This window comes from Nostoc sp. KVJ3 (assembly GCF_026127265.1).
GTDB lineage: Bacteria > Cyanobacteriota > Cyanobacteriia > Cyanobacteriales > Nostocaceae > Nostoc.
Map to the genome: position 1 here is coordinate 672,694 of NZ_WWFG01000001.1, position 25,977 is coordinate 698,670.

General features: G+C 40.9%; 25 protein-coding genes. 7 read left to right on the plus strand and 18 right to left on the minus strand.

The genetic code is table 11. From position 1 onward, the window contains the following. Positions 1–75 precede the first annotated feature (75 nt). The 6 genes from hpsO to glmM form a co-directional block, all read right to left on the minus strand. Entirely contained in the window at positions 76–1,251 is a 1,176-nt protein-coding gene (hpsO, locus tag GTQ43_RS02860) for a hormogonium polysaccharide biosynthesis glycosyltransferase HpsO (protein ID WP_265270520.1), read from the minus strand. A 37-nt stretch (positions 1,252–1,288) separates the two neighbouring features. Beyond that, entirely contained in the window at positions 1,289–2,269 is a 981-nt protein-coding gene (gene hpsN, locus GTQ43_RS02865) for a hormogonium polysaccharide biosynthesis glycosyltransferase HpsN (RefSeq protein WP_265270522.1), read from the minus strand. A 196-nt stretch (positions 2,270–2,465) separates the two neighbouring features. Then, positions 2,466–3,617 (minus strand): glycosyltransferase family 4 protein, encoded by a 1,152-nt coding sequence (locus GTQ43_RS02870; RefSeq protein ID WP_265270524.1) that lies wholly within the window; start codon positions 3,615–3,617, stop codon positions 2,466–2,468. An 11-nt stretch (positions 3,618–3,628) separates the two neighbouring features. Further along, positions 3,629–5,275 carry a hormogonium polysaccharide biosynthesis protein HpsL gene (hpsL, locus tag GTQ43_RS02875; protein WP_265270526.1) on the minus strand — a complete coding sequence of 549 codons (1,647 nt, stop codon included), beginning with the start codon at positions 5,273–5,275 and terminating at the stop codon, positions 3,629–3,631. A 66-nt stretch (positions 5,276–5,341) separates the two neighbouring features. After that, entirely contained in the window at positions 5,342–6,082 is a 741-nt protein-coding gene (locus GTQ43_RS02880; RefSeq protein WP_265270528.1) for a glycosyltransferase family 2 protein, read from the minus strand. 211 nt (positions 6,083–6,293) lie between these two features. Next, positions 6,294–7,766 carry a phosphoglucosamine mutase gene (gene glmM / locus GTQ43_RS02885; RefSeq protein ID WP_265270530.1) on the minus strand — a complete coding sequence of 491 codons (1,473 nt, stop codon included), beginning with the start codon at positions 7,764–7,766 and terminating at the stop codon, positions 6,294–6,296. Between the two features lie 774 nt (positions 7,767–8,540). On the opposite strand from glmM, the gene GTQ43_RS02890 reads away from it, so the two are divergent. Beyond that, positions 8,541–9,257, plus strand: coding sequence for a heme oxygenase (biliverdin-producing) (locus GTQ43_RS02890; RefSeq protein WP_265270532.1), 717 nt, complete (start codon positions 8,541–8,543; stop codon positions 9,255–9,257). A 219-nt stretch (positions 9,258–9,476) separates the two neighbouring features. Here the strand turns inward: GTQ43_RS02890 and GTQ43_RS02895 are convergent, their stop codons facing one another. The 10 genes from GTQ43_RS02895 to ffh all read right to left on the minus strand — a co-directional run bounded on the left by GTQ43_RS02895 (position 9,477) and on the right by ffh (position 20,033). Next, the gene (locus GTQ43_RS02895) at positions 9,477–11,063 is read right to left on the minus strand and encodes an NCS2 family permease (protein WP_265270534.1); all 1,587 of its coding nucleotides are present in this window, start codon (positions 11,061–11,063) and stop codon (positions 9,477–9,479) included. A gap of 421 nt (positions 11,064–11,484) precedes the next feature. Further along, positions 11,485–13,305 (minus strand): ABC transporter ATP-binding protein, encoded by a 1,821-nt coding sequence (locus GTQ43_RS02900; protein WP_265270536.1) that lies wholly within the window; start codon positions 13,303–13,305, stop codon positions 11,485–11,487. Positions 13,306–13,394: 89 nt separating this feature from the next. Then, positions 13,395–14,192, minus strand: coding sequence for a DUF6816 family protein (locus tag GTQ43_RS02905; RefSeq protein WP_265270538.1), 798 nt, complete (start codon positions 14,190–14,192; stop codon positions 13,395–13,397). Between the two features lie 124 nt (positions 14,193–14,316). Then, positions 14,317–14,724: a type II toxin-antitoxin system VapC family toxin gene (locus tag GTQ43_RS02910; protein ID WP_265270540.1), complete on the minus strand. Its 408-nt coding sequence runs from the start codon at positions 14,722–14,724 to the stop codon at positions 14,317–14,319. Then, entirely contained in the window at positions 14,717–14,998 is a 282-nt protein-coding gene (locus GTQ43_RS02915) for a prevent-host-death protein (RefSeq protein ID WP_265270541.1), read from the minus strand. Before GTQ43_RS02915 ends, GTQ43_RS02910 begins: the two co-directional genes overlap by 8 nt. An 878-nt stretch (positions 14,999–15,876) precedes the next feature. Continuing rightward, the gene (locus GTQ43_RS02920) at positions 15,877–16,281 is read right to left on the minus strand and encodes a ChuX/HutX family heme-like substrate-binding protein (RefSeq protein WP_265270543.1); all 405 of its coding nucleotides are present in this window, start codon (positions 16,279–16,281) and stop codon (positions 15,877–15,879) included. Between the two features lie 55 nt (positions 16,282–16,336). Further along, positions 16,337–17,290, minus strand: coding sequence for a PhoH family protein (locus GTQ43_RS02925; protein ID WP_265273651.1), 954 nt, complete (start codon positions 17,288–17,290; stop codon positions 16,337–16,339). Positions 17,291–17,674: 384 nt separating this feature from the next. Continuing rightward, positions 17,675–18,112, minus strand: coding sequence for a KH domain-containing protein (locus GTQ43_RS02930; protein WP_193946964.1), 438 nt, complete (start codon positions 18,110–18,112; stop codon positions 17,675–17,677). Further along, a complete protein-coding gene (gene rpsP / locus GTQ43_RS02935) occupies positions 18,072–18,335 on the minus strand; it encodes a 30S ribosomal protein S16 (protein ID WP_094328165.1) in 264 nt (87 codons plus the stop codon). The genes GTQ43_RS02930 and rpsP overlap by 41 nt, the downstream gene beginning before the upstream one ends. Positions 18,336–18,569: 234 nt before the next feature. Then, positions 18,570–20,033 carry a signal recognition particle protein gene (gene ffh, locus GTQ43_RS02940; RefSeq protein ID WP_265270551.1) on the minus strand — a complete coding sequence of 488 codons (1,464 nt, stop codon included), beginning with the start codon at positions 20,031–20,033 and terminating at the stop codon, positions 18,570–18,572. A 215-nt stretch (positions 20,034–20,248) separates the two neighbouring features. On the opposite strand from ffh, the gene GTQ43_RS02945 reads away from it, so the two are divergent. From GTQ43_RS02945 to arsC, 5 genes are all read left to right on the plus strand, one after another. Next, entirely contained in the window at positions 20,249–20,878 is a 630-nt protein-coding gene (locus tag GTQ43_RS02945) for a Uma2 family endonuclease (protein ID WP_265270552.1), read from the plus strand. A gap of 28 nt (positions 20,879–20,906) precedes the next feature. Next, positions 20,907–21,551 (plus strand): DsbA family protein, encoded by a 645-nt coding sequence (locus tag GTQ43_RS02950; protein ID WP_265270553.1) that lies wholly within the window; start codon positions 20,907–20,909, stop codon positions 21,549–21,551. Between the two features lie 160 nt (positions 21,552–21,711). Next, the gene (locus GTQ43_RS02955) at positions 21,712–22,038 is read left to right on the plus strand and encodes an ArsR/SmtB family transcription factor (RefSeq protein WP_265270555.1); all 327 of its coding nucleotides are present in this window, start codon (positions 21,712–21,714) and stop codon (positions 22,036–22,038) included. A gap of 175 nt (positions 22,039–22,213) precedes the next feature. Continuing rightward, on the plus strand, positions 22,214–23,278 hold the full coding sequence (gene arsB / locus GTQ43_RS02960) for an ACR3 family arsenite efflux transporter (RefSeq protein WP_265270558.1): 1,065 nt from the start codon (positions 22,214–22,216) through the stop codon (positions 23,276–23,278). A 31-nt stretch (positions 23,279–23,309) separates the two neighbouring features. After that, positions 23,310–23,717 carry an arsenate reductase, glutathione/glutaredoxin type gene (gene arsC, locus GTQ43_RS02965; RefSeq protein WP_265270560.1) on the plus strand — a complete coding sequence of 136 codons (408 nt, stop codon included), beginning with the start codon at positions 23,310–23,312 and terminating at the stop codon, positions 23,715–23,717. Between the two features lie 8 nt (positions 23,718–23,725). Here arsC and GTQ43_RS02970 read toward each other — a convergent pair whose 3' ends face one another. Beyond that, positions 23,726–23,866: a hypothetical protein gene (locus tag GTQ43_RS02970; protein WP_265270562.1), complete on the minus strand. Its 141-nt coding sequence runs from the start codon at positions 23,864–23,866 to the stop codon at positions 23,726–23,728. 589 nt (positions 23,867–24,455) lie between these two features. On the opposite strand from GTQ43_RS02970, the gene arsH reads away from it, so the two are divergent. Further along, complete coding sequence (arsH, locus tag GTQ43_RS02975) at positions 24,456–25,124, plus strand: arsenical resistance protein ArsH (protein ID WP_265270563.1); 669 nt, start codon at positions 24,456–24,458, stop codon at positions 25,122–25,124. Between the two features lie 71 nt (positions 25,125–25,195). On the opposite strand, the gene GTQ43_RS02980 is transcribed toward arsH, so the two are convergent. Beyond that, entirely contained in the window at positions 25,196–25,882 is a 687-nt protein-coding gene (locus GTQ43_RS02980; RefSeq protein WP_265270566.1) for a PHP domain-containing protein, read from the minus strand. Positions 25,883–25,977 lie beyond the last annotated feature (95 nt).

Here is a 25,977-nt window from a genome sequence, read left to right on the forward strand (position 1 = left end):
GGATTTTAACCCACGGAGGTGGGTTTTGTCTGTGTAGCCGCGACTTCTAGTCGCCAGGGCTTTTAAAACATCCTATCAATGACTATTAACCAATTCTTGATAAAACTCTAATTGCTGTTTAGCCAAAGCTTTATTTGTATATTTAACCATTGCTTTCTGATAACCCATTTCACCCAGAGTATGAGCAAAATCTGGTTTATCCATTAATTGAACTAAGCAATTAGCAAGAGCTTGAGCATCACCTTCAGGAAATACTAAACCAGCATCGCCAATTACATAGGGAATTTCACCAGAGTCAGAACCAATCACTGGTACTTGGCAAGCCATCGCTTCAATTAACACATGACCAAATTGTTCTTTCCAGCCAGCAGAAGTTAAGGTTTTAAACTTGTAAGTTGTTTCTGAAGGCAGTACCAAAGTACTCATTAAATTAATATAATTTGCAACTTCGTTATGGGGAACACTTTCTATCAAAATCAACCGTTCTTGAATGTTGTTTTCTGCTGCGATTTTGATTAATTCAGTTTGTAACTCTCCTCTTCCCAGCAGCAGTAATTTCCAAGGTTTATTTTTCAATGTAATTAAAGCTCGCAAAAGCGTTAACAAGCCCTTTTCTTGTACAAATCTACCAACAAAACCTACTACAAAGTCCTCTTGATTAATGCCAAATTTAGCTGATAATTCTGGTTGCTTTTTGGGAGTAAATAAACTTTCATCTACACCCAATTGCGGCATGACTTTAATTGCTCCTTTATATCCCCTCTGTTGCAAAATTTCTGCTCCATCTTGATTCCCGGAAATGATGCCGTGGCTGCGTTCGAGGTTATATTTTTCTAATAAGGCGACTGGTAATTTTAGATTATATGGTAGATTCCACCAGGTAAAAAATACATTTTTTGCATTGAGTCCTAATAGCTGATTTAAGGCAATCATCTGAGTATAAGCTAGCCCCCTAGAACCTTGTTCTACTTGAATAATTTGGGGACGAAATTGTTTTAATAAAGATATCAAATCAGCACCAAATGTAAGGAGTCCCTGATGATTTTGACTAAAATTAGAAACTGGAACTATTCTAAATTTCCCTTCATCACGGTATTCAGTTTCAATAATTTTGTTTTGTACACCACCTGGTTTCCAGCGCTTTGGGACTACAACTGTTACTTCAACTCCTGATTCTAGTTGAGATAAAGCGCGTAATTTTTCACAGTTGAGGTCTACAATATAAGTGTGACTAGCAACTAGGATTTTCATTGATATTTATTAATTGTTATTCACTAATTCCCAATAACTAAACTTGTTCATCCAATCGACTGTAAATTTGACCATCATTCCATAGTGATTGGATGACAGTACCCAAGGCTTTGAAAAAACCCAAAGCATAAAAAATAGCGCGAGTGGCAATTTTGACTGGGGAACCGCTTTTGTTACAAGGCGGATGTCCCAGAACATGACAGTCAAATAAACGACCGTATAAGCGTAAAGCTTGAGTCACAGTCAGGTTTTTCAGCCCTAGTAGGAAATGGTTGTGGTAAAAGGTGAGTTGATATTTTAGCGATCGCATACTAATATCATGACAACCCCCTGTTTCTTCGCCTAAATGCACCAAATGGGCTTCTGGATCGTACCAAATCTTATATCCCGTCTTTCGCACGCGCAAACAAAAATCTGACTCTTCGCGCACTGCACTACCGCGAAACCTCTCATCAAACCTCAGCCCATACTTAGTAAAGATTTCGCGACGAAATGACATATTGCAACCCCTTGTTGTCAACACTTGCTGGGGTTTGGTGGTATGTACTAAATCAATATGATACCAAGCAATTCCTGGGTCCATAGCTTCGGGAGGCAGATATTCAATCTCTAAATCTCCTCCAGAATCACCTAATTTCATTCTGTCAAATACCCGTCCAGCAACAGCCCCCACTTCTGGATTTTGCAAATAATTTTTCGCATGGGCTGCTAACAATCCAGAGGTTAGCTGAACGTCATCATCAATAAATAATATTATTTCACCAGATGAGCGGCGAACAGCATAATTCCGCGCCCCTGGCAAACTCGCCCAATCTAATCGCAACCATTTAATTTTACCCACCTCTGCCATCTCCTCTAAGTAGGCTTGAATTTCTGGTTGATGCTTTGGAGTTTGGTCTACAACTAAAACTTCAAAATTGGGATAGTCCTGTTTTAATACATCCACAATGCTATCTCGTAGCGCTTCCTCCCGTCCGTAAGTCGGAATGACTACAGTAACTAATGGCCAATTATTCATGATTTTTTTAAGTAATTTTACTACTTCTATAATAGCCTTGTAAAAATTAATTTTCTAGTTTGGTAGGATGTGTTATGCCGTAGGCTAACGCACCATCCCAGATTTTCGGTGCGTTAGGACTAAAGTCCATAACGCACCCTACAAAATTCAAGCCAATCATAACGTTAAAAGTCAGAATTCACACTCAGTCAATTGTTTACACTGCTGCGGCATAGAGATTATCAAATAACTCATTTTGTTTTTCAGAGTTATGCATATTTTGTACTTGGGCTAATGCTCCTGCACTTAAAAATTCATAATGTTCTTGTTTATCAGTTCTATCAAGAAATTGGATAATTTGTTGCAATGCTTGCTCTGCTAAATAGTCGTATGTACTATTGACAATTTCCCAATATTCATCGGTTTTAGTTTTCTCTCCGTACAGCCAATTACTCCAGTGCCTAATTTCGTTAATTGGTAATTCTAACATATAGCCATTTTCCCCATGACGAATAAACTCTGGCAAGGCACATACGTTAGTCGTAATTGCTGGCGTGGCAACTGTAAATCCTTCAATGATGCTAAAGCCATAGGTATCCTGTAGCGTCGCCATTAATTGAAAATGGCTTTGCGATAGTAACTGCATAACTTGCTCATTAGGGATATAATTGTGAAAAACAACATTATTTAAATTCAGTAACTTTAAATCTTCCAGATATTTGTCGCTATCGGGAAAATCTGTAGGTACTCCTGAACCACGTCCCAGCCCCGATATGATATGGATAGTCAGAGGTAAACCGAGTTTTTCAGCTTTCTTTGCTAGCCTTAAAGCAACAATTCCACCTTTTCTAGCAATGTGCTGTCCTACAAAAACAAGCTGTAAATTTTGGTCTGGCTGATAAGCTTTTGGTTGCTCAACTCTGGCAATATAGTTGGGATGAATTACATCCAATTTATTAATTAATTTTTCTTCTATTTTCCAGCCTTTTATCCGGTTAATAAATCTCAATTTTGCATAATCTGACATGGCTATAATTTTTTGGCAGTTATCTAGCGCTAACCGATTGTTTAATAATTCATAAATTACTGCCTCTTGTTTATTTTGAGGGTTCCTATATAAAAAACGATGATCTTCAAATGTGATAAACCAAGGTTTATTTGTATATAAAATTCTGTTGAAAGAATGAATAGCTTGGTATTTTTCCCATAAAGGTTGCCAAGGCAGAAAGCTTGCTAAAGGATACCAAAGTTTTTCTATAGGATATCTGCCTGTAGGAAAAGACTTGAGGTGGATTAGTCTATGCCTAGAATGACGTGGTAAGTTAGGAGTTCTGATGTGGCTATGACCGCATACGATAATGTTTGCCATTTTTATTTTATTTAAATTGTTTTGAGACGTTTTTTCTTGTTTTTTTGCTGAGGGTTGGCCTCTTCTTGTTCTTGTTTCTCCAGTTCTGGCAATTTAAAAAGAACTCCCGCAAAAAACCAATAATAGACAGCAACTGGATCGACATCCAAAGGATAGTAGTAGGTGTTGTAGCTAATAAACAATATAAACACCCACAAAGCTGCTCCGTAACTGCGGAAATTACGGTTTTTTATGGAGCGATAGGTTTTAAAGCCAATAATGGTTAAACTTGTTACCAAACCCAGAAAGGCAAGTACTCCAAAAATTCCAACTTCAAAAAGTACTTTGGGGTAATAGGTTTCTACAAGCTTAGTGCTACCCATTACTCGGGCAGAGTTAGTTGCTCGACCTAAGCCACTTCCCAAGGGGCCGTCTACGTTTTTCCAATTCTCTGCAAATTGCTGGACGATAAAATCTTGAGGTGGTGAAGCCTCCCATCGACCTGTAAAACTCTCGGTTCTCTGTTGCACAACATCAGGGTTAGTCACCATTGCTATTCCCAAAACTAGGGCAAGTCCTATGCCTATAGGAATAAATCGTTTCAGGTTGCCAATTTGACCAGTGAGCAATAGCAAAATCGCGAAGCAGGTTGGTACTAAGGCTAAGGCGATTCTCTGTCCAGAAATTACAGCATTGATAAAGACTGTCACTAAAGAACCTAAACCGACTAGCCGCCAAATTATAGAAGGGTCGGTGAAGCCAGTAGCAAAAGTAAAAAAGGTGCTGGAAATTAAGAACCACGCCCATTGCCAAGGGGCTACAAATGTACCTGGTAGACGAATCACTCCTTCTTCGGGACTATATAAGAGCGCTCCACCAAAATAACACCGGGCTTCTAGTGATGTGACAAATAGGGCATTTCCTTCAAGACCTCTAGTGCCGTGACATATACCAGTTAGTAGTAACAGGTATTGGATAAATCCCAACACACAACAAATTAGTATGAGGACAATTTGGAGGCGCGATAAAAGCAGAAAATCCCGCTTATCGCGAATTAGATAGTATGCACAACCAATCAGGGGGACATAGCCTAAAAATACTTTCAGTCCCAGAATTCCCATACCTAATGGTATTTCTTTCTCTGCTGTTTCCAAAAGTCCGACACTAGGCGGGTTAAACTGCTGTCCACCATTGACAAACAACAGCGTTAGCAGACTACAACCCAAAACAATATAAAGGGGGGTTTTAATGCCTTGGGGAATAATTATTGGTAGCCCCTGTTTACGACAAGTCTGCCAAAGTCCAATTAACGCTGGAACATAAAAGGCATCTTTAGCTAACTGGAGTATGGGACTATTGCCTAAATAGTAAGTGACAGTACCCCCAATAGGTACGTAAATGATGAAGGCATATAGCGCTTGGCGCGGGTATTTGTAGGAAAAGGATATAACGAATATCCCTAAGACAGCAGGGACTGCCACTTTAATTCCACCTACGAAGAAAAGTAGAATACCAGCGAAGACACTGCCAAAGCCGGCGGTGGTGAGTAAGCTAATGAATTCTTTACGTGCTTGGGCTGCTTTGCGCTTTTGGGCTAACTGTTCTTTGAGGCTAAGAGTAGGAGTTTGTTTTTCAGCCTGTTTTTTTGATTTTTTATTTTTTGATTTATATTTCGGCATAGTGGGGCTGTAGCCTATCAGCCTTAAAAAACAATCTATAGCTTACATATAAATCGATTAGAATGGCTATAGGGTGTACAAGCCGAATTCATCCTGAATGGATTGACTTAGGGATTTTCGATCAAAAATATTGAAATTTAACTTCATTGAACCGTAAAAAAGATTTTCTCCGGTTTCTACGATGTAAACCGCCCCAGGAAATGGTAATGGTTCAATAATTTTATTTTTGTTTTCTAATACACCTCTGAGTTTACCGTGGTCTATATAATATTTATAATATCCATAACCACGGTCATATTCGGCATTTTCTGGTAAAAAATTTAAGTCATAGCGAATAATATTGGATGTGCCACACATTGAGTAGAAATCTTTTCTTTTAATATATATATATTTACTACCTTCTTTATATTTATAACCTTTATTGATAAACCATCCATTAGAATTAGGATGTTGCTTAATAAATGCGGCTAAGTTTTTACTGATGCAATCATCTGCATCAACTGGCATCGTGTGAGTTGGAGAAAATTGATGGGCATACATTAATCCTTTCAAGATTTTTCGCCCTTTATCTGTGTCTCCTCTAGCTACCCAGTCTGTCTCGTTGGGAGGAGGGAAGTCAACTGTAATGTACGTAATTTGGGGATGATTAAATTCTATTTTTGGCTGTTCATGACAAACGACAATAGCGTGAAAATCACTAGAGGTTTGATTGCAAATTGATTTGATGCTTCTTTCAAATGATTGTGTGACTAGCTCCCAGGAATTGGAAACTTGCGGACTTTTAAGTGGGATAACAAAAACAAGCATTTTATTACCTTATATTGAAGATAACTAAAGAAGTGAAAAGCATGGGAACACACACAGACCTCTTTGCTTGTTAGAAAAGAGGTTGACAATATATTTAAAAGTGCAAATGCAAATACTACAATTTCTACAGATAACTAAGGCTGGTTAATTTGCAGAAGCTGCGATCGCGAAAAAGTTGCACTTTTTAAAAGTGAGATTATGAGTAAGTAACTTAGACTGCTATGTGCTTCTGGACTTGCGAAACTAATTCATTTGTCCAGTAGTTGGCGACTTCAGCGTTGGCTGCTTCCACCATAACCCTGATTACTGGTTCTGTGCCAGAGGCACGAACCAAAATTCTACCGGAATCACCCATTGCTGCTTCTGCAAGGGCGATCGCTTGTTGCACGGGTTCACAATCTTGCCAACCCAAACGGCGATCGCGATCTACGACTCGCACATTCTGCAATAGTTGCGGATATGTCTGGAAGCTTTGATCTACTAATTCTGCTAGAGAAACACCCGCCTCTTTTACCAAAGCTGCTATATGCAAGGCTGTTAATAAGCCATCTCCAGTTACGGCATAATGACGACAAAGAATATGGCCTGATTGTTCGCCGCCTAACATTCCCCCAGTTCGCAACATTTCGGCTTGCACATATTGATCGCCGACTGCGGTACGAATTAACTTACCACCCTGTTGTTGCCAAGCTTTTTCAAAGCCTAAGTTAGCCATAACTGTAGATACAATTAGGTTGTCTGGCAGTTGTTGGTTTTGTTGTAAATGTTTTCCCCATAGGTAGAGAATGTAATCGCCGTTAACTGGTCTGCCAGTATTATCTACTGCTAAGACGCGATCGGCATCACCATCGAAGGCAAAGCCGATATCAGCGTTGTGTTCTTGGACTGTGGCGGCAAGAATATCTAGATGGGTGGAACCGCAATTGACATTAATGCGATCGCCATCTGCTTCATTATGTAAGCAGATTACCTCTGCCCCCATTTCTGTAAATACTGATGGTGCTAATCCAACTGCTGCACCCCACGCTAAATCTAAAACAATCTTCATCCCCTGAAGATTTAGTTCACTATTCAAGGGTTTTTTCAACGCCTCGCCATAATGTCCTACTAACTCCAAACGTGAGTAATGCCGTCCGCAATTACTGACTTTAGCAATAGGTGATATTTTCCCACGCAGTCCCGCTTCTATTTCTGCCTGTAATATTTGGGGTAACTTCCCACCGTTCGCACCAAAAACCTTAATTCCGTTGTCCTCTGGAGGATTGTGGCTGGCAGAAATCATCACTCCGCCGATGGCATCACTAATGCTGGTAAGATAGGCAATGCAAGGAGTAGGACATAATCCCAAATACCAAACTTCTAATCCTGCGGCTGTTAACCCTGCACTCAAAGCCATTGCTAGCATATCGCTGGAGTTTCTAGAGTCCTGTCCAAGAATGACTGGCCCTATTTGAGTAGTATGGTTACGTAAAACAATCCCCGTCCAAAAACCAACTTGTAATGCTAGGGGCGCATTCAGCAATTCTCCCACTCGCCCGCGAATCCCATCTGTGCCAAATAAGGGATTTGCTGGTAGTGGAATTAAATTCAGCCCAAAACTACCCTCAATCCCTTTGTCTAATCCCTCAACTTCGGAAGCAGAACCCCCAGGAATGCCCGGTGTTCGAGTCATAGATGAAACCATTTTTTTAAACACTCCACACAATCACATTGAAAAATAGCATTTAAGACTTTAATTCAGCAATTTTGATCTGCTCTTTCTCTTTAGAAATTCATTGTAGATTAAGCTGTATTTACGTAATAATACTTAAATCACTCCTTATTTATTGTAAATCTTTCGTAAAGTAAGTATTGGTTTTACATTATCTGTAAAGTCTCCACATTTTAGCTAATTATTCCTTTTATGCCCTTAATTTTAGTCTTGATTTTTATCTTTCTTGGTTCATATCTTGTAATCCTATAGGAATAGTATTTGATTTTTAAAATATACATAAGGGAGCCAGTAGTCTGGGCGGGTTTCCCACGCCACTGGACACAACGGGGGAATCCCCGCAAAGTGGCTTGACTTGAGCGTAGACGGAGGGAGGGCGGCTTCTGGTAGAGTACTGGTGTCAACTTACAGATACTTGTACTTATATTTTTCAAAAATCAAAATATGATTCCAATACTAGCAAAAGTATGTAGTAAATATTACCCTTATTTGAGCGCGAAGGTTTTTGAGTAAGGCAGAGAATAAAAACAAGATGCAGATTAGAGTAGCAAAAAATCAAAATACTGAAATGTAAAGTTCTATTTTTTTAGCTTTGTTGCTGTGTAAAAAACTACAAAGTAATTGCAGCTTAAAAATTTTTAATATAAATTCTCATCAAATAGTTTTAAGGTAACGTTTTAATGGCTTTTTTAGCCGTTCGGAAATTAAAACTTCGGCAGTTAACTTTTTAAAGTTGAGAAATTTAGCATGAGCAGCAATTTAGCAACCAAATTACGTGTAGGCACTAAGAAAGCCCACACAATGGCAGAAAATGTAGGTTTTGTCAAGTGCTTTTTAAAAGGAGTAGTCGAAAAAAACTCTTATCGGAAACTAGTTGCTAACTTCTACTTCGTCTACTCAGCGATGGAAGAAGAAATGGAAAAGCACCGCCAGCACCCAATTCTTTCTAAAATTAACTTTCCCCAGCTAAACCGCAAGTATACCTTAGAGCAAGACCTGAGTTATTACTTTGGTGCAAACTGGAGAGAGCAAATCAAACTATCTCCCGCAGGTGAAGCTTATGTAAAGCGCATCCGAGAAATATCTGCCACAGAACCGGAATTGTTAATTGCTCATTCATATACTCGTTACTTGGGTGACTTATCTGGAGGACAAATTCTTAAAAACATTGCTGTAACGGCGATGAATTTGTCTGATAGCCAAGGAACAGCTTTTTATGAGTTTCCAGAAATTTCTGATGAGAAGGCATTCAAAGCCAAGTATCGTCAAATTTTGGATGAACTACCCCTTGACGATGCTACAACCGATCGCATCGTTGATGAAGCTAACGCTGCTTTTGGCACGAACATGAAGATGTTCCAGGAATTGGAAGGTAATTTGATTAAGGCGATCGGTGTAATGTTGTACAATAGCCTCACACGGCGACGGACACGCGGCAGTACTGAACTCGTCACTGCTGAGTAAAGGTGTTGACATAGCGGAGTATGGTGTGTAGAGTCTAAGTCCAGATAACTTCTCTGGGGAAAGAGCGATTAAAGCTCAAAATATTTAGGGGCAATAGCCCTATGACTGCTTTTGATTTGTGAAAGCAAGCATGGGGAAATTGCCCCTCAATTATGTTTAAAGGAGTCTTTAGATTTTAGATTTCTTGGTATTCAGGCTAGAGACTGGGGAGCGATCGCATCAAGCCTTACGTCTTTCTTGCCAATCGACATAGAAAAAGAGAATTGCCAGCATTATATAGCCAATAGCCCAAGGCGCACCAGTTCCCCAGCCTAGATTAACAACTGTATCTGCAACAGTCCAACGATAACTGTGCATCAACCCAACCCAAGAAATTACAGCTGCGATCGCAGACCAATAGGCAGCTTGGCGAAACTGGCGCTCAATAATGTAAACTGTGATACCAGCTAAAATCATCGCGGAAAAAATAAATCCCTGCTCAAGAGCAAAAGCCCCATCAATATAGGTATCGCTCAACTTAAACTGCTCAATCAAGCTTGGTGTAAAAGGTTTTTCTGGTGTGCCCAAACCTGCTGCTCGGAGTGCATTTTTAGCTATTATTGCACCCCAACCAGCAATTCCTGGTAATAGACCAACAACTACAGCCGGCGCATGGTGCGACGGTGTGGCTGTAAAGCTTTGAGCTACAATTACAATCCCAATCCATAACACAATTGCCATCCCCGCTTCAATCGGGACAAAATAAGCCAGCATTGCCACAGTTCCACTTAGGCAAAGCAAGCCCATGATGATGCCATTGAGTATAGAGTAACCAACTCTTGCTCCCAAAGCTTTCCAGCCTGGATGACCAATATAAATAGTAGTCGGAAAACAGGAACCACAAATAGCAGCAACCAATGTACCAATACCGTTTACCCTCAGACAGGGAGCCGTAGGATAATTATCACCCGCAGCTGATGCACTTTCTAAATTCTGGAGACTACCGACAAGGTTAAATAACCCCATTGGTAGAATGATGCTGAAATATTCCATCAAGACTGAACGACTGCTCCACAATTTTAAGAGCCACAAAGAGGGGAAATAAAACCCAATTGGTTGCAGAGTAGCGCTAAACTTGGCATGATCCCAACTGACTAAACCTGTTCCCCAGCCAAGGGCAATTCCCAAAAGAACAGCCAACAAGCCGCCAGGGATACCAAATTGCACTCGCCCAAAATAAGTTAGCAGAATTACACCAAGAGGCACTAAGGCGACTACGGGATTGGCAAAGGTACGAAATAGAAAACCAATGGCAATAAAAGTGATTGCAATACCGCCCAAAGTGGAAAGCAATGCGGCACGGGGGGCGAGGCGACGAAGTGCCTCTCCTCCCCAAGCCCCGACAAATTCGATCAAACCGGAACCAAAGCAAGCCACCAGTCCTGCTTGCCAAGCTAATTCAGCAGCTTGTTCGCTAGATGCACCACCAGAAATTGCTGCCAATCTTACAGGTAGCATCACCAGAAAAATATAGGCAAAAAGGCTGACGGTGTTAATTCCATAAGGCAAAGCAGTAATATCGTCCCTCTGCTCGCGTTTTCCTTGCTCTTTGGCTAGCCTTGCATAATAGAAGTTGCCAATAATTAAACTTATTGCAACTCCTGGCAAAATGCGCCCATAAACTAACGAGCTAGGAAAGCCAAGCACTACTTGACAGAGATTGACAATCAATAAAATTTGAATAAAGTTATCAAGCGCCAGTCCAAATAAACCATCAATGTCTCTGCGAACGAACCAACGGGGTACTCTGGTTGTAGCGATTTCCATTGTTTTACTTTTACTTTGCCAATTTTCTGGCAATGGTCTTGCCGCTTTCAGAATACCAGCAATGGTATTACGGGCGATCGGTTATAGATAGATAGTTTTCATTTGGTTAAGGTAAGAGACGCGATAAATCGCCGTCTTTACAATAATCAGTGCTTCGTCTTGACGGCGATTTATCGCGGATTTGGGATCTATTATTTTCATCAAATAACCTTAACCGAACCGTATTGTCTCTCTGGTGTCATTGCGAGCGGGGTGAAACAATCTCAGGCGATTGCTTTGCTCGCAATTACATATAAGTACTTGGACAGAATTAATTACACAATGTCGTTGCGAATGAAGCAAAGCGTAATGAAGCAATTCGCTTGCGGTTGGGATTGCAACTCTTGGAGACGCTATTAGAATGATTTAGTAGCGTTGTCTCCTAACTCAGGAGTTCTCCTGTTTCTTGCAGGGAGTGTAAACGGCGGTAAATGCCCTCGTGACGCAAGAGTTCATCATGACTACCCACTTCTACAATCTTTCCTTGCTCCAGAACCACAATTTTATCGGCTTCCCGCACTGTACTTAAACGGTGGGCAATCACAATAGTGGTGCAAGTACCCTGAATCGATCGCATCGCTAGCTGAATTGAACGCTCAGACTCATAATCTAAACTAGAGGTGGCTTCGTCAAAAATCAGCACGTCTGGTTGCACTAGCAGCGCCCTAGCTATTCCTAAACGCTGTCTTTGTCCTCCAGATAACCTAACACCTCGTTCCCCCACAACGGTGTAATAACCTTGGGGTAATTGCTGCACTACTTCATCGACTCTCGCAATCTTACAGGCTTCCTTAACCTGCTCCAAACTGGCATCCCGCCTACCGTAGGTGAGGTTATCCAATATAGTACCGTTGAAAACATCTACTTCTTGGTGAACGATCGCTAGCCTTCGTCTATACTTACCCACATTTAAAGTGCGAATATCTTGACCATCAATCAAAATTTGACCTTGTTGAGGTTCAAAATATCGCAACAGCAGTTTCACCAAAGTAGACTTACCAGAACCGGAACGCCCTACTAATGCTACTGTTTGGTATGGCTCAATCAACAAGTTAATATCTTGCAAAACTTTTCGGTTGGCATCATATCCAAAACTGAGGTCTGACAACTCAACTTTTCCAGTAAATTTATAAGGTGATTCTGTGTAGTTACTCTCTTCTAAAAGACTCGCTGAACCAGATGCAGTTGGCTCTTGGAGAAATTCGTGAAACCGGATCATCGAAGAATAACGACGGGCAAAAACTTCTCCCAAAGTGCTAATAGGTTCTAATTCCGCATAAGCCATGCTAGAAAGAGTTAAGGTCATGACAAAGTGACCAAGAGAAATTCTTCCATGTACGGTTGCTGCTAGAGTCAAACTCAAGATAGTAAACACGCAAAACTGAATTACAGTCTTTTGCCAAGTAGCTAGTTTGGTATAACCTTTGTGGACACGATACTCAACTACCATTAATTCCCGATCTAAACGTTGCTTTTGCCGTTTCAGTTCATTAGCTTCTGTAGCAAATGCTTTCACCGTTTTTATGTTGGTGATTAGTTCCGAATTGCGACTTTCCGTATCTTCTGAATATTTATCGAGAATAGTTTCGTGCCAAATCAGCTGCTTTAAATGCTTTAAGCTCAAGCTCAAAATAACTACAAAGGAAATCAAATACAAAATTGCAATTCGCCACTCAATTACCAAGATAAATCCAAAAATTGCTAAGACTCGAACTAATCTAGGAATCAACTGTCCGGCAACTTCAGGATAAGTAAAAGTGTGGTTAGAAATTCCTCTAGCTATTCTTCCAGCAATCCGTCCGGGGTTATTTTCATCATAAAATTCTAGTGGAAGAGTGAGAATTTTTTCTATAGCTATTTGGGCTTTCTGGCGACGTAACCTTAAGGATATATCCCAATGAAACCAATGGGTTAACCAAGGTTTTGCCGGTGCTTTCACTACTGTGACAATGAAAATTAAACCCAGTAATACAACTAAAGATAGAGGTTTATTAACTGGGTAATTGGTAAAGTCCGAAAAATTTGCGATCGCACTTTGAAGTGGTTTATCCAAAGGTTGATTAGACAAAACGTTTAAAATCTGCCCAATCGCATAAGGAACAACCAAATCAATAATTTCGTAAATGCTGGATATCGTAATACTAAAAAGACTCAACTTCCAGTCAGAGCGAAAGTAATTGACAATATCTTGAAATTTGGCCATGATACACACCGTCCAAGAGCGCGATCGTGAGCTTGGAATTTATATACTACAAACGTAATACAAATTAGTCAAGGTCTATTAAGCTTAAATCATTCTTTCTGAATATTAGGCATTTGTACTGCAACAAACTCTAGGCGATAGCGATAGAGAGCAACTGGTCGAGAACCAGCTTTAAAGTAATCTGGATCTTGGGGTGAAAGATAGACAGCAGTGACTTGATCTGCTTCAATTGCCGGATTCGCTAAAAGTTTATGATAAGCGGTGGTAGATTCTACCGAGTTTAAATAGGGGCGTGAACCACCTTTGAATAATTGTTGAAACACTTCTGTAGTAATAAATTTGCCATCAGAGACAGTTTCTGTAGCCCGTGCAGTCACAATAGAAACTAATTGGCGACTACTACGCAAGAATGTAATCTGACGATTAGGTGAATCTGGATCTACTTTGACTGATAACACTGCTTCATCCCCTAAATAAGCCCGTGCCAAATTCAAACTATTAAATGCTCTATCTGCCACTAAGCTTGGAGATTTGTAATCTATCTGAGGGAATATTTTTAAACGGGATATATGTGGTTGAGCCTTTACAAATCTTACTACAAAATTCACAGGCTGATTTAATTGGCGGCGATTCCCTCCAAACCCTGGTGTTACGATATCTGGTGCTAAAGGCGCGGCTAAATCTATCAAAGTACTCGTAACTTGCCAAGAACCAGCCATCCATTCCGGGTAAATCAAATCGCCCGAAGCCGCTTGCACTGAAGTTAATTTTTCCCACTGGGGAAAACTTGCTAACCGTTCATATAACTCTCCGGCTTCAGCTTCTCCACTCCATAGCAGAAAAAAAGCAATTAAGCAAAAACTCCAAATCGCTTTTATAAAAAACATTAGCAATTTTGTATTTAACGTTTATTAGTTATTGATTAAAAATTAATCTATAGTATCAACTCTTCTTGATTTTAGTGAGAGCGCCTCAAGGCGGTCTTATAATGTCAATAATACTATTATATTGTCACAATTGTGATAGCTGAAATGGATTCAATGTATATATATCACAACCCTCAAAATCCTTAATATTTCTAGTAACAAGAGTCATGGAATGTATTTTAGCTGTTGCTGCAATCAGTATATCAGCTTGCGAACGGGGTTTACCTTGAGTCCTCAAAAAGCCTCTCAATTCACCCGAACACTTGGCAATTTCTGAGGTGATGGGGAAAATTTGACAGTGAGTTGTAAGAAAGTTTTCAAACCAGTTTTGGATTTTAGAATTAGGCTTCGCTGTTAAACCATAATAAATTTCCTCAATTGTAATAACACTTAAGTTAATAGATGTCACAGTGCCGCTCCATGTTATCACCCCTGGATTTGGAATCGGACGAGTCAATTCACTGATAATATTAGTGTCACAAAGATTACTCATCCTTGTCTTCAATAAAAGGATTGTTACGGTCGCTTCGTATTGGTATCTCTAAGCTATAATCTTCTTCAGTACATAACTGCTGAAGTTCTTTAAAGACTTGAGCTAGAGATGTTTTCGTAGCTTTTTGTCGCCAGTTTAAAAATTCTTGAAAAAGCTCAGGATCTAGAATTGCGGCCACCAATTCCTCTTCAGTATAGATTAGCTGAGGTTCTTGACTAGTCGCATTAATTATTGAGGATAGCTGTTTTTGGGCTTCGTCAAGTGTCCATTTCATTCTAAAAATCTCCAAGATTTGGAAATATTTCATATAGAGACTTTTCTTAATTTAGCTTATTTTCCCAAATTATTACGAGTGTGTAATTTAGTCAAATAGTGTTTGTCTGATTAATACATCTAGCTTAACCTGACAGAAACTTTGTCGAGATTGAACCTTAACCACACACATAATAACAATGTTAAACCACTATATTAAATCAAACATTACACCAGCTAAAAGTTAATGGGAAAAATATTTATTTGGAGCAAATTTATGGTACTGCTTTAGGAGTTCAGAAATACACAATAACTCATGGTAGTGACGTAAGCTCTAGTATCGAAACCATCACAGAATTCTGGCTTCAAACAGGTAATGGGAAGGAAACTGAAATAAAATTGTCAGGGGATAATATTAAAGTTAGGGAAGGGCAAAAAGTGTCGCTTATTAGGGCATACAACTATATTGGGACATACACCAAAAGTAAAACAAGCCCATATTATATTTTCATAAATCATGATTTTAATGATTTGTGTTGGCTTTGCACGCCTACTTTATTCTTCTCCAACTTGAAGGTATTTATATTCCCAATAGGCTGGAAAGACTTATTAATATTAGGATTCTTACTCTGTAGTCTTTTTATTTTCTTTTTTTTTGGGATTATCTTTGAAATATCTTCCCTTTTTAGCATGTTTCGCAGTTTTTTTAATTGTACTTCATATCATTCAATTCGATCGAACTAATTCAGCTTGGACATCAACGCAGCTGGAAATTGCTAGGATGATAAGAAAATTAATGTAACAAAGGTTAATTCTTTGGAGTTTTTTCCATGAAGAAACTGCGTAAACATCTTTTGATTTACGAAATATCCGCAGTTTTCAACATCCTAATGAGCAACATTAAATTTCTGCTGGTAAAGGCTGCCAAACTTCCCCATACTTTTCTTTTAAAGTCTCCCAAGCTTCCACCTGACCCGGTTCATATTCTCCCGGTTTACCCCATTGCAAAAATAAGCTTAAAGCAGACTCATGTTTATCATCTAAAAACCGAATAGCATAGGTTGTAAAATTGCCTCTCTTCGCTTCACCTGTTTCAAATTTAACTTGAATAATTCTGTCCATATTCAGGTGAAATTCAAAACCTTCAGTGTGCATATTTGCATACTTACCCTTTGGTAATTCTGCATAAAATAGCTTTTCAATCTTGCCACGTGCTTCTAATACAGCCGCGCTACTAGTAACAATTAAACGCAACGTTCCAAGAGCTTCGCAAGCTGCTAAAAATTCTTTCAAAGTAGTACTCATAAATTATTATCCTTTCTTAGTTTTTTACTAATGACTAATGACCAATGACTAATGACTACTTTTCGTATTGTTCATAAGCAGCGACAATACGCTGAACTAGAGGATTACGCACAACATCTTTTTGAGTGAATTCGCAAAAAGCAATGCCTTCAACGTGTTTTAAAATTTGTAAAGCCACTCCTAAACCCGATTGTTGGTGAAGTGGTAAATCGGTTTGTGTCATGTCTCCTGTAATTACCATCCGCGAACGGAAGCCCAAACGAGTCAAAACCATTTTCATCTGAGCGGGTGTAGTATTTTGAGCTTCATCAACAATGATAAAAGCGTTATTGAGGGTGCGTCCCCGCATGTAGGCGAGGGGTGCGACTTCAATCACACCGCGTTCCATTAAACTGGGTACTTTTTCTGGGTCAATGAATTCATAAATAGCATCGTAAAGTGGGCGAAGATAGGGATTAACTTTCTGCTGTAAGTCTCCAGGTAAAAAACCGAGTTTTTCACCGGCTTCGACGGCAGGGCGAGTTAAAATTAGCTTTTCAACTTGGTTGGCAAGAAGTGCTTGTACGGCGACAACAACGGCGAGATAAGTCTTGCCGGTACCAGCAGGGCCAATCCCAAAGGTAAGATCGCGTCTACGGAGTGCGTCGATATATTGACGCTGGCGGAAGGTTTTAGCACGGACTTCTTCACCTCGGCGACTTTTGGCAAGGACATCTCGCTGTAAATCTTGTAATTCCCCTTGCCGATCGCTATCTATGGCTTGACGGGCTGTTAAAATATCGGCACTGGAAATAGTATTGCCCTTAATCCAGAGGTTTTCAAGCGATCGCACTAATCGAGAAGCTAGATCGATTTGCCCTTCACTACCAGAAATGACTAATTCCTGTCCGCGTAGCACTAAAGTGGCTCCTGTTTGCCGAGATAGGATTTTGAGATTTTCTTCTCCATCTCCCCCAAGAGCGATCGCACTGGAAACATTTGGCAGCTGAATTGTTAAAGCACCTGCCATAGTATTTTTTAATTCGTAAGGATCTATTTTTGACAAAGGTTATACCATTTTGGATTTTGGACTTCGTCGTGAGCGTTCAGTCGAACGATTTTAGATTTTAGATTGTCAAAGAGTTACTCGTAATTGCTTTGGCAAATCCATCTTTCGCAATTATTTTTTAAATTGGTATTAATATTTTCTTGCCAATGGCGAAATTACGCTTTTTTACTTACATTTTAGAAAAATCTTTGCAATAACTTAATTGGTTGTAGGGGCGTAAAATTTACGCCCCTACTGGTGAAGAGTTCAAAAAAATATCTAAAAATCTTTTTGCTACTTTCCATCTTTACAAAAATTCTGAGCGGAGGTAACTACAACCGCTCAGATTTGCTCTCTAGTTTTAACCTAGCGGAGGCGGGGTTTAACAATGGGTTTGGGCCCATCATTTCCACGCACTTCTCTTCTAGTCGGTGGTGGCGATCGCTCTTCTGTGTCTTCATCAAAAGACATACCTTCGCGGCCCGGGGTGGTACTGCCGTAGATATCTAGATATGCTGATTGCCCAGCTGCGGCTGCGGCTGCGGCAATTACTGTCCGAATCGCCTGAATATTGCGTCCCCCTCGACCAAACACTTTTCCTTTATCTGTGCTTTCAAAGGCGATGCGAACCCAAACCCGGTTTAGGGCCTGAGAAATTTCACAATCGACGCTTAAAGTCTCTGGAGATTCCAAAAACGGCTGCACCAAAAACCGAACCAGATCAACATAGTTGGGACTGGCTGTTGGCAATTTTGTTCCGAAATTATGATGCGGCTGTTGTTGCACTGACCTGTTCAAAAACATTAGCTTTTACTAGAATGCGACGTACGGTGTCAGTGGGTTGAGCGCCTTGTTGTAGTCGCTTGACGATACCGGGAACGTCTAATCGCACTTCATCGGTTCTGGGGTTATAAAATCCCAATTCTTCTAAGGGACGGCCATCACGGCGAGCGAGGTTGTTAATGGCGACAATGCGGTAACTTGCTTCCCGTTTTTTACCGAATCGCTTCAAGCGCAGTTTGATCATGGTTGAAGAATCATTCTCCTGTTTAGAGATTAGTTAGCAACTCGTCGGCGAGGAAGTAACCTAAATCTGGCTGTTGCCAAGAAATTGAGGGTTAGTTTCCTCTGCTGATAAATTCTGAGGTCGAAATGCTAATTTTAGCACTGCCTAGCATTTGCTGCTATTAGTCATTGGTCATTAGTCATTTGTCATTTGTAAATTACCAATGCCCAATGCCCCATGCCCAAGGCCCAATAACTAAAGATTGCCGAAGCCTTTTTTCTTTTTCTCTTTGGGTTTTTTCTTTTTCGTACCTGCATCACCACCATAGCCACGCCATCCGGGGGCTGCGGGACGATTGCCAGCACCTGCGAAGGCGTTGCCCATGCCACCACCGCCGAACATTCCCGGCATTCCAGGGAAGCCACCTTGACTCATTTGCTGCATGAGCGATCGCATTTTTTGGAAATCACCCACCAGTTTAGTCACATCTGACTCTCGATAACCTGAACCAGAGGCAATCCGCCGCCGCCGACTGGGAGAACTGGCTAATAAATCGGGGTCGTGGCGTTCTTGGCGAGTCATGGAGTTAATCATCGCTTCGCAGCGCTTTAGCTGGGTTTCTCCCTGCTTGAGTTGGTCATCTGAAAGCTTGTTCATCCCTGGGATCATCTTGATGAAGCCACCCAGAGATCCCATATTCTTCAGCATCCGTAACTGCTTGAGAAAGTCAGTAAAGTCAAACTTCGCTGACAGGATTTTCTCCTGCATTTTCTCAGCATCAGCTAAGTCAAACTCTTCCTGGGCTTTTTCTACCAGGGTTAGTACATCGCCCATTCCCAAAATTCGGGATGCCATGCGATCGGGATAAAAGGGTTGCAGCGCCTCGACTTTTTCGCCCACGCCCACAAATTTAATCGGCGCTCCCGAAATCTTTCGTACTGAAAGGGCTGCACCACCACGGCTATCACCATCCATTTTGGTGAGAATCGCCCCAGTAATTCCGATTTGATCGTGGAAGGTGCGAGTCAGATTTGCTGCCTCTTGACCAGTCATTGCGTCCACCACCAAGAGAGTTTCATGGGGTTGGACAGTTGCTTTGATGCGGGCTAATTCCGCCATCATATCTTCGTCAATTTGCAGACGACCAGCAGTATCAATAATTACTGTGTTTACCCCTTCTGCCCTAGCGCGTTCTACACCCTGCCGAGCAATTTCTACGGGATCTGCGTCGCTTCCTAGCTCAAATACTGGTACGTCAATTTGCTTACCCAACGTCAGCAACTGGTCGATCGCGGCTGGGCGATATACGTCTGTCGCCACCAACAAACAGCTACGATCTAATTTTCTCAGATGTAAGGCTAACTTAGCGGTAGCTGTGGTTTTACCAGTACCTTGCAACCCAGCCATCAAGATAATAGTCGGCTTTTCCTGGGCTTCTGCGATCGGAACATTTTCTTCTCCCATTACCTCCACCAGTTCATCGTGAACAATTTTGATGAACTGTTGGTCAGGTCGCACGCCAGTAACCACCTCGGCTCCCTGGGCTTTGGCTTCGACTTCGCTAATAAAATCTTTGACTACCTGGAGGTTAACATCTGCCTCCAACAAGGCGCGGCGCACTTCGCGCAATGCATCTTGAATGTTGGATTGAGAAATTTTGTCCTGTCCCCGCAGTTTTTTCCAGGCGGATTCTAAACGGTCAGATAATGCATCAAACATAATGTAATTACAGGTAGTTCGCCAATGGGGAATCTTGAACCGCCGATGAATGCGATTCCGAATTTCCGCTAAATTTTAAACGTGCTATTTACCAGCTTAGTAGTTTTCACGGCGACTGTAGCAACCAGATACCTACCTTTATTGAAGATTCAGCTTAAAGTACAATGAGGCAAAGAAGGGCTATTGTACAGCGAGAGCATACATCACATATCGCTATGACTAGCAACACACTGCTTGAACCTACAGAAATCATCCACTTATCAGATATCAGTTGGCAAACTTATGAAAACTTGTTAACTGAACTTGGTGTTAATCGCCGCCTCCGGCTCACATACAATCGAGGTAGTCTAGAAATCATGGCTCCTTCACCTGAACATGAGAGTTATAAAAAAGTCTTGGGTCGATTTGTTGAAACTCTAGCGGAAGAATTAGAAGTCAATATCCAACCTCTTGGTTCTACTACTTTCAAGCGTCCAGAATTGAGTGGTGCAGAGCCAGATGAATGTTTTTACATTAGAAATATCCAGTTAATCAAAGGCAAAAAAAGAATTAATTTGCAACAAGATCCACCGCCAGATTTGGTAGTGGAAGTTGATATTACTAGCAGTTCTAAAAATCGCTTTGAAGTCTATGCTGATATGGGTGTACGAGAGATTTGGCAATATGATGGTAATTATTTTACTATTAACGTTTTACAAAATCAGGAATATATATCTGTTGAACGGAGTTTAGCATTTCCCAATCTGCCATTAATAGAAATTTCTAACTTTTTAGAGCAGGTGGGAGAAAAAGATTATTTAAAATTAGTTAAAGAATTTCGTCAATGGGTTAGAAGCCATATTTAATATTAAAATTGCGAGTTAATTTAGATAGATGTCGCAACGAATTAAAGTATATTCATACTCGATATACCACTCGTCGAATTCATATATTGGTATCACTCTTGCCGAAAAAGCATTGCAGGGTTTGCCAGTTGATATTGAACGAAGACCAATCTACATACCGAAAGAGCGAGGTATAAAGGTAGCTGATTTACAAGGACGAAGTGAAAGCGCTCTGTTATCGTCGTATCACAAAGAAGATTGTTTGCGGTGGGCAAAAAAGTACGATATTGAAATTCGGCTCAAGGAATTTGAAGAATTTGGTAGGTGGGTCAAGCGTTGGGAGAAAATGAAGTTTGGTCGGGAAGAACTGACCGCGAGAGCGTATTATGCTGCTTGTGGAAGTAGGAAGGAGCATCTACTTGATGCGGCTTTTTTTCGAGCGACGTACATCGATCTTCTTGATGTTAACGATGAGTCTGTGATTAGGAAAATTGTAAATGATGTCGGGTTGAATGGCGATCGCATTCTTGAGTTAATCCACGAGGAAGCAGCCAAAGAAGCAGCAGTGGCAGCTTTGGCTGAATACGAGCAATTTGGCTGTCCTGGAGTCCCGACTTGGGTAGTCGAAGGTGAAAGGTTTTGGGGAAAGGATCGTGTTGATTGGGTTGTCGAAAAGGTAAAACAATTTGTATAGACGCGGTTTCTAACCGCCCATTTCGCATTAAGTTGACACGTATGGACTGCGACAAGCCACTACGTATCTACGATAAATTAAGCTTTTTGGCTATTTTTGTGTAAGCCCTGTTCATAATTGAATTAGACTTTAACATAAAGAAATACTTCAAAAAAATTTGATGGCTCCTAATAGCACCTTCACTCCTGATGCGATCGCTTCTGGCTTTCATGCCCTGTCTGACCCCCTACGGATTCAGGTCTTAGAACTGCTGCGCTCTCAAGAACTATGCGTGTGTGACCTGTGCGACCACTTGGGAACCACTCAGTCTAAACTGTCTTTTCACCTCAAAACCCTTAAAGAAGCTAGTTTAGTTCGCGCTCGTCAAGAAGGACGCTGGATTTATTACAGCCTCAATTTGCCGCAGTTTGTTGCCATAGAGCAGTATCTAGCAGAATTCCGCCGCTTTAGCCCAATATTACCGATTCGTCCCCCCTGCGAGACTTAAAAATCCATCAATTTTTTTTGTAATGTTTTGTTGAATTCTAGCTTTGTATGTATTGACAAATCAATTTTTTTTGAAATGATAGAAATATATTCTTGATATAACCCAACGAATTTTAGATTGAATAATCCAAAATTCCTGCTCAAAACTCCTGCATTTATGTATGGGGTTAATTGTAATGAACAAAAAGACTTCAAAACGCCTCTCCTTTATTGACCGCTTCTTGACCTTGTGGATTTTTTTAGCAATGGCTATCGGTGTTGCTCTAGGCTATTTCTTTCCTGGAGTAGAATCATTTATCAACCAGTTCCAAGTAGGAACAACCAATATACCAATTGCCATTGGGTTAATTATGATGATGTATCCGCCCCTAGCCAAGGTGCGGTATGAAGAATTAGGGGATGTATTTCGCAACGGAAAAATTCTTGGTTTGTCACTAATTCAGAATTGGATCATTGGGCCAATTTTGATGTTTGCTCTGGCGACGATCTTCTTACACAGTTATCCAGAATACATGACGGGATTGATTCTGATTGGATTAGCCCGATGTATTGCAATGGTAGTTGTATGGAGTGATTTGGCACGAGGAAATACAGAGTATACGGCTGGATTGGTTGCCTTCAACAGCATCTTTCAAGTCATCTTTTATAGTCCTTATGCCTGGTTTTTCATCACTGTACTGCCGCCACTATTTGGGTTACAAGGCAGTGTTGTGAATGTCAGCATTGCCGAGATTGCTAAAAGCGTGTTTATCTATCTCGGTATTCCCTTTTTAGCTGGATTTTTCACTCGTTACTTCTTAGTGAAAGCAAAGAGTAAGCAGTGGTATCACGAGGAATTTGTACCTAAAATCAGCCCCATCACTCTGATTGCTTTGTTATTTACAATCGTGGTGATGTTCAGCTTGAAAGGGAATTTAATCGTTGAGATACCTTTGGATGTGGTGAAGATTGCAATTCCGATGATCATCTACTTCGCGATCATGTTTCTGGTCAGTTTTTATATGGCTTGGCGCATTAAGACAGATTATTCTAGAGCGGCAAGTGTAGCGTTTACAGCCGCCGGGAATAATTTTGAATTAGCGATCGCAGTGGCGATCGCAGTGTTTGGCATTAATTCGGGTGTTGCTTTTGCTGCCGTCGTCGGGCCTCTGGTGGAAGTGCCTGTATTGATTGGTCTGGTTAATGTTGCCTTCTGGTTTGAAAAACGTTATTTTTCACCATCTGAATCGAGAACCTTTTAAATTTACTCAAACTATTTGGAGGAGTTGAACCATGAAACGTGTAATGTTTGTCTGCAAAAAGAATTCTGCCCGTTCCCAAATGGCAGAAGGTTTTGCTAAAACTATTGGTAAGGGAAAGATTGAAGTGATTAGCTCTGGGTTAGAAGCAAGTCAGGTCAGACCAGAAGCGATCGCTACGATGAAAGATGCAGGTATTGATATTAGCGATCAAACCTCGAAAGCTTTGAGTGAATTCAAATCAGAGAATTTTGATGTGGTGATTTCGTTGTGCGGATGTGGTGTGAATTTGCCTCCAGAGTGGTTAACACGGGAAGTATTTGAAGATTGGCAATTGGATGATCCGGCAGAGCAACCAGAAATTTTTCCTCGTGTACGGGATGAAATCAGAGAACGGGTCACTTGCCTAGTTGAATCTCTGCAAGTTGCATCTGTTGGATAAAGCTAAATCTAGTGACGACTCTCACCGCTAATTGCAAGCAATGTAGCGGGAGCATCTAACCTCGCAGCGAGAATTTGCTGATTCACAGGTCTGGTATTCCAGTAACCTCCACAGCCAGCAACGATCCGTCCAGACCGTTGTTTGTACAAGAAACCAAAGTTTTGTACAACCCAAGGTAATTGATTTTACGCAACCAACCTAACAGATAAAATCTGTATTTCTGGATGCAACCCCATATCAGTTTTCAAGGTTCAGTCTGTTGGCTTAGGATGAGAGTTTTCCGGTCTTCGACTCCAACAGTAGACTACTGACTCGATCTCTTTAATTATACCTCGAAATCCTTGCTACACAAAGGTTTTAAACTATGAAGATTACAAAAAGATTGGTAAATACAAGGGTATCGAACCCTTGTATTTACCCCGGAGGCTTAGATGGATGAAGATTGGTGGAAGAAATTAAAGTCCGAAACGATAAAAGATAGGCTACCAGGCTTATTCATCATCGGGGCGACAGGACTAATTTCATATTTTCTACTCGTTGTTTTTTTATTGATCTGCCGTCCCTGGCTCAACAAACCCAAGGCAAATTTTCACGAAAATTACAGCAGATTTCAAGTTGCTGAAGTACACAAGCTAAGTCTCAAAGCGAGGTAGAAATAACCCCTTAATCCATATGTTTTTAGTCTCTGTAGCTCTGCATTTATCTGTCCCAGCTATTAATTTGTATACTGAAATTTCTATGACGACATTTGACCATCCCCCCAGAATTTTATTTTTGTATGGCTCCCTACGTGAGCATTCCTATAGCCGCCTCTTAGCAGAGGAAGCAGCACGCATCATTGAAGAATTTGGGACAGAGGTAAAGTTTTTTGATCCACGCGAACTACCAATTTATGGCAGTGTACCTGACACCCACCCAAAGGTGCAGGAATTGCGCGAATTAAGCCTCTGGTCAGAAGGGCAGGTCTGGTCTAGCCCAGAGTTGCATGGTCAGATTTCTGGCATTATGAAAAACCAAATTGACTGGATTCCCCTCACTATGGGAGCGATGCGCCCGACTCAAGGTAGAACTTTGGCTGTGATGCAAGTGAGCGGTGGTTCGCAGTCTTTTAACGCCGTCAACACATTAAGAATTCTTGGGCGCTGGATGCGGATGTTCACCATCCCCAATCAATCCTCAGTGGCTAAAGCATATCAGGAGTTTAACGAAGACGGGACTATGAAGAATTCACCCTATCGCGATCGCGTTGTCGATGTAATGGAAGAACTTTACAAATTCACCTTGCTATTGCGTGACAAAGTTGATTATCTCACAGACCGCTATAGCGAACGTAAGGAAAAAGCTGCCAAAGAGACAATCAAAATAGCTTCTCAATCTCTTGAAGTTAACTCTAATAAAACAAATTGACTATTGAGCATCCAAAAAAAGATAACCTCCTGGCAGATTGAACCAGGAGATTTAAAAAAATTGATTCATCTTTACAAGCGTTGTAGCAAGCTCAAACCGTGGGTGTCAGTACCACAGGTATTGAGAAGAAAGTATTCATCAGCCAACTTTTGCACTTGTTCTGATTCCAATACGCTAGGTTTCCAAGGGTTAGGGTTATTGTAGGCATAGAAAGTTTCCACGCCATCGATACCTTTTTGAGACGCAGCTGGAATTAAGTCAAAATGCGATCGCTTATAACGGGCTGGATGAGCCAGAACTGCTAATCCCCCAGCTTCATGAATAGCGGCAATCACGTTACTTGCCTGATATTCTTGCCCTGTAGTCGGCCTTCTTTGCAGATAGGGTTTCATACTAGGATGTTCTGGAGCAAAAGCGTAAGCCAAAATGTGAACTTCTGTATCCAGAAGGTTAGCATTGATTTCTGCACCACTCCACAGGTAAGGAGTTGTTGCACCAGGATTACTCCACTTCCAATCTTCTAACCAAGCAAGGGCCGCTTGATAGCCGATAATACCATGATGATCGGTAATGGCTAAACCTTTTAGTCCAATCGCGATCGCCTGTTCCATCAAGCCACTAGGCTGCAACCTGCCATCTGAGTAGACAGTGTGCATGTGAAAGTTGAATAACTTTGGACAACTGTAAGCATCAATGTTCTGGAATACTTGCTTCAAAAGTTCTGCCGAAGCAGTAGTCCGGGCCAAATTTACAGCCATAACCCCCTCTGAATAAAAATATATATTCTTAACACACTAAAACGCCCTATTTACAGATGAGAAATTTCCAACACTGTCAATTAGTGTATTGGTGG

What these genes read in the sequence shown, in the direction of transcription:
- GTQ43_RS02915 (WP_265270541.1), bottom strand. Translation starts at nt 14,998, where the DNA reads ATGAAATGGACACTTGACGAAGCCCAAAAACAGCTATCCTCAATAATT.
- GTQ43_RS02920 (WP_265270543.1), bottom strand. Translation starts at nt 16,281, where the DNA reads ATGAGTACTACTTTGAAAGAATTTTTAGCAGCTTGCGAAGCTCTTGGA.
- GTQ43_RS02870 (WP_265270524.1), bottom strand. Translation starts at nt 3,617, where the DNA reads ATGGCAAACATTATCGTATGCGGTCATAGCCACATCAGAACTCCTAAC.
- GTQ43_RS02900 (WP_265270536.1), bottom strand. Translation starts at nt 13,305, where the DNA reads ATGGCCAAATTTCAAGATATTGTCAATTACTTTCGCTCTGACTGGAAG.
- GTQ43_RS02895 (WP_265270534.1), bottom strand. Translation starts at nt 11,063, where the DNA reads ATGGAAATCGCTACAACCAGAGTACCCCGTTGGTTCGTTCGCAGAGAC.
- hpsO (WP_265270520.1), bottom strand. Translation starts at nt 1,251, where the DNA reads ATGAAAATCCTAGTTGCTAGTCACACTTATATTGTAGACCTCAACTGT.
- GTQ43_RS02905 (WP_265270538.1), bottom strand. Translation starts at nt 14,192, where the DNA reads ATGTTTTTTATAAAAGCGATTTGGAGTTTTTGCTTAATTGCTTTTTTT.
- GTQ43_RS02955 (WP_265270555.1), top strand. Translation starts at nt 21,712, where the DNA reads ATGGCTCCTAATAGCACCTTCACTCCTGATGCGATCGCTTCTGGCTTT.
- GTQ43_RS02980 (WP_265270566.1), bottom strand. Translation starts at nt 25,882, where the DNA reads ATGGCTGTAAATTTGGCCCGGACTACTGCTTCGGCAGAACTTTTGAAG.
- GTQ43_RS02945 (WP_265270552.1), top strand. Translation starts at nt 20,249, where the DNA reads ATGACTAGCAACACACTGCTTGAACCTACAGAAATCATCCACTTATCA.
- GTQ43_RS02925 (WP_265273651.1), bottom strand. Translation starts at nt 17,290, where the DNA reads ATGGCAGGTGCTTTAACAATTCAGCTGCCAAATGTTTCCAGTGCGATC.
- GTQ43_RS02880 (WP_265270528.1), bottom strand. Translation starts at nt 6,082, where the DNA reads ATGCTTGTTTTTGTTATCCCACTTAAAAGTCCGCAAGTTTCCAATTCC.
- arsC (WP_265270560.1), top strand. Translation starts at nt 23,310, where the DNA reads ATGAAACGTGTAATGTTTGTCTGCAAAAAGAATTCTGCCCGTTCCCAA.
- rpsP (WP_094328165.1), bottom strand. Translation starts at nt 18,335, where the DNA reads ATGATCAAACTGCGCTTGAAGCGATTCGGTAAAAAACGGGAAGCAAGT.
- arsH (WP_265270563.1), top strand. Translation starts at nt 24,456, where the DNA reads ATGACGACATTTGACCATCCCCCCAGAATTTTATTTTTGTATGGCTCC.
- arsB (WP_265270558.1), top strand. Translation starts at nt 22,214, where the DNA reads ATGAACAAAAAGACTTCAAAACGCCTCTCCTTTATTGACCGCTTCTTG.
- hpsL (WP_265270526.1), bottom strand. Translation starts at nt 5,275, where the DNA reads ATGCCGAAATATAAATCAAAAAATAAAAAATCAAAAAAACAGGCTGAA.
- hpsN (WP_265270522.1), bottom strand. Translation starts at nt 2,269, where the DNA reads ATGAATAATTGGCCATTAGTTACTGTAGTCATTCCGACTTACGGACGG.
- GTQ43_RS02890 (WP_265270532.1), top strand. Translation starts at nt 8,541, where the DNA reads ATGAGCAGCAATTTAGCAACCAAATTACGTGTAGGCACTAAGAAAGCC.
- GTQ43_RS02930 (WP_193946964.1), bottom strand. Translation starts at nt 18,112, where the DNA reads ATGTTTTTGAACAGGTCAGTGCAACAACAGCCGCATCATAATTTCGGA.
- ffh (WP_265270551.1), bottom strand. Translation starts at nt 20,033, where the DNA reads ATGTTTGATGCATTATCTGACCGTTTAGAATCCGCCTGGAAAAAACTG.
- GTQ43_RS02950 (WP_265270553.1), top strand. Translation starts at nt 20,907, where the DNA reads ATGTCGCAACGAATTAAAGTATATTCATACTCGATATACCACTCGTCG.
- GTQ43_RS02910 (WP_265270540.1), bottom strand. Translation starts at nt 14,724, where the DNA reads ATGAGTAATCTTTGTGACACTAATATTATCAGTGAATTGACTCGTCCG.
- glmM (WP_265270530.1), bottom strand. Translation starts at nt 7,766, where the DNA reads ATGGTTTCATCTATGACTCGAACACCGGGCATTCCTGGGGGTTCTGCT.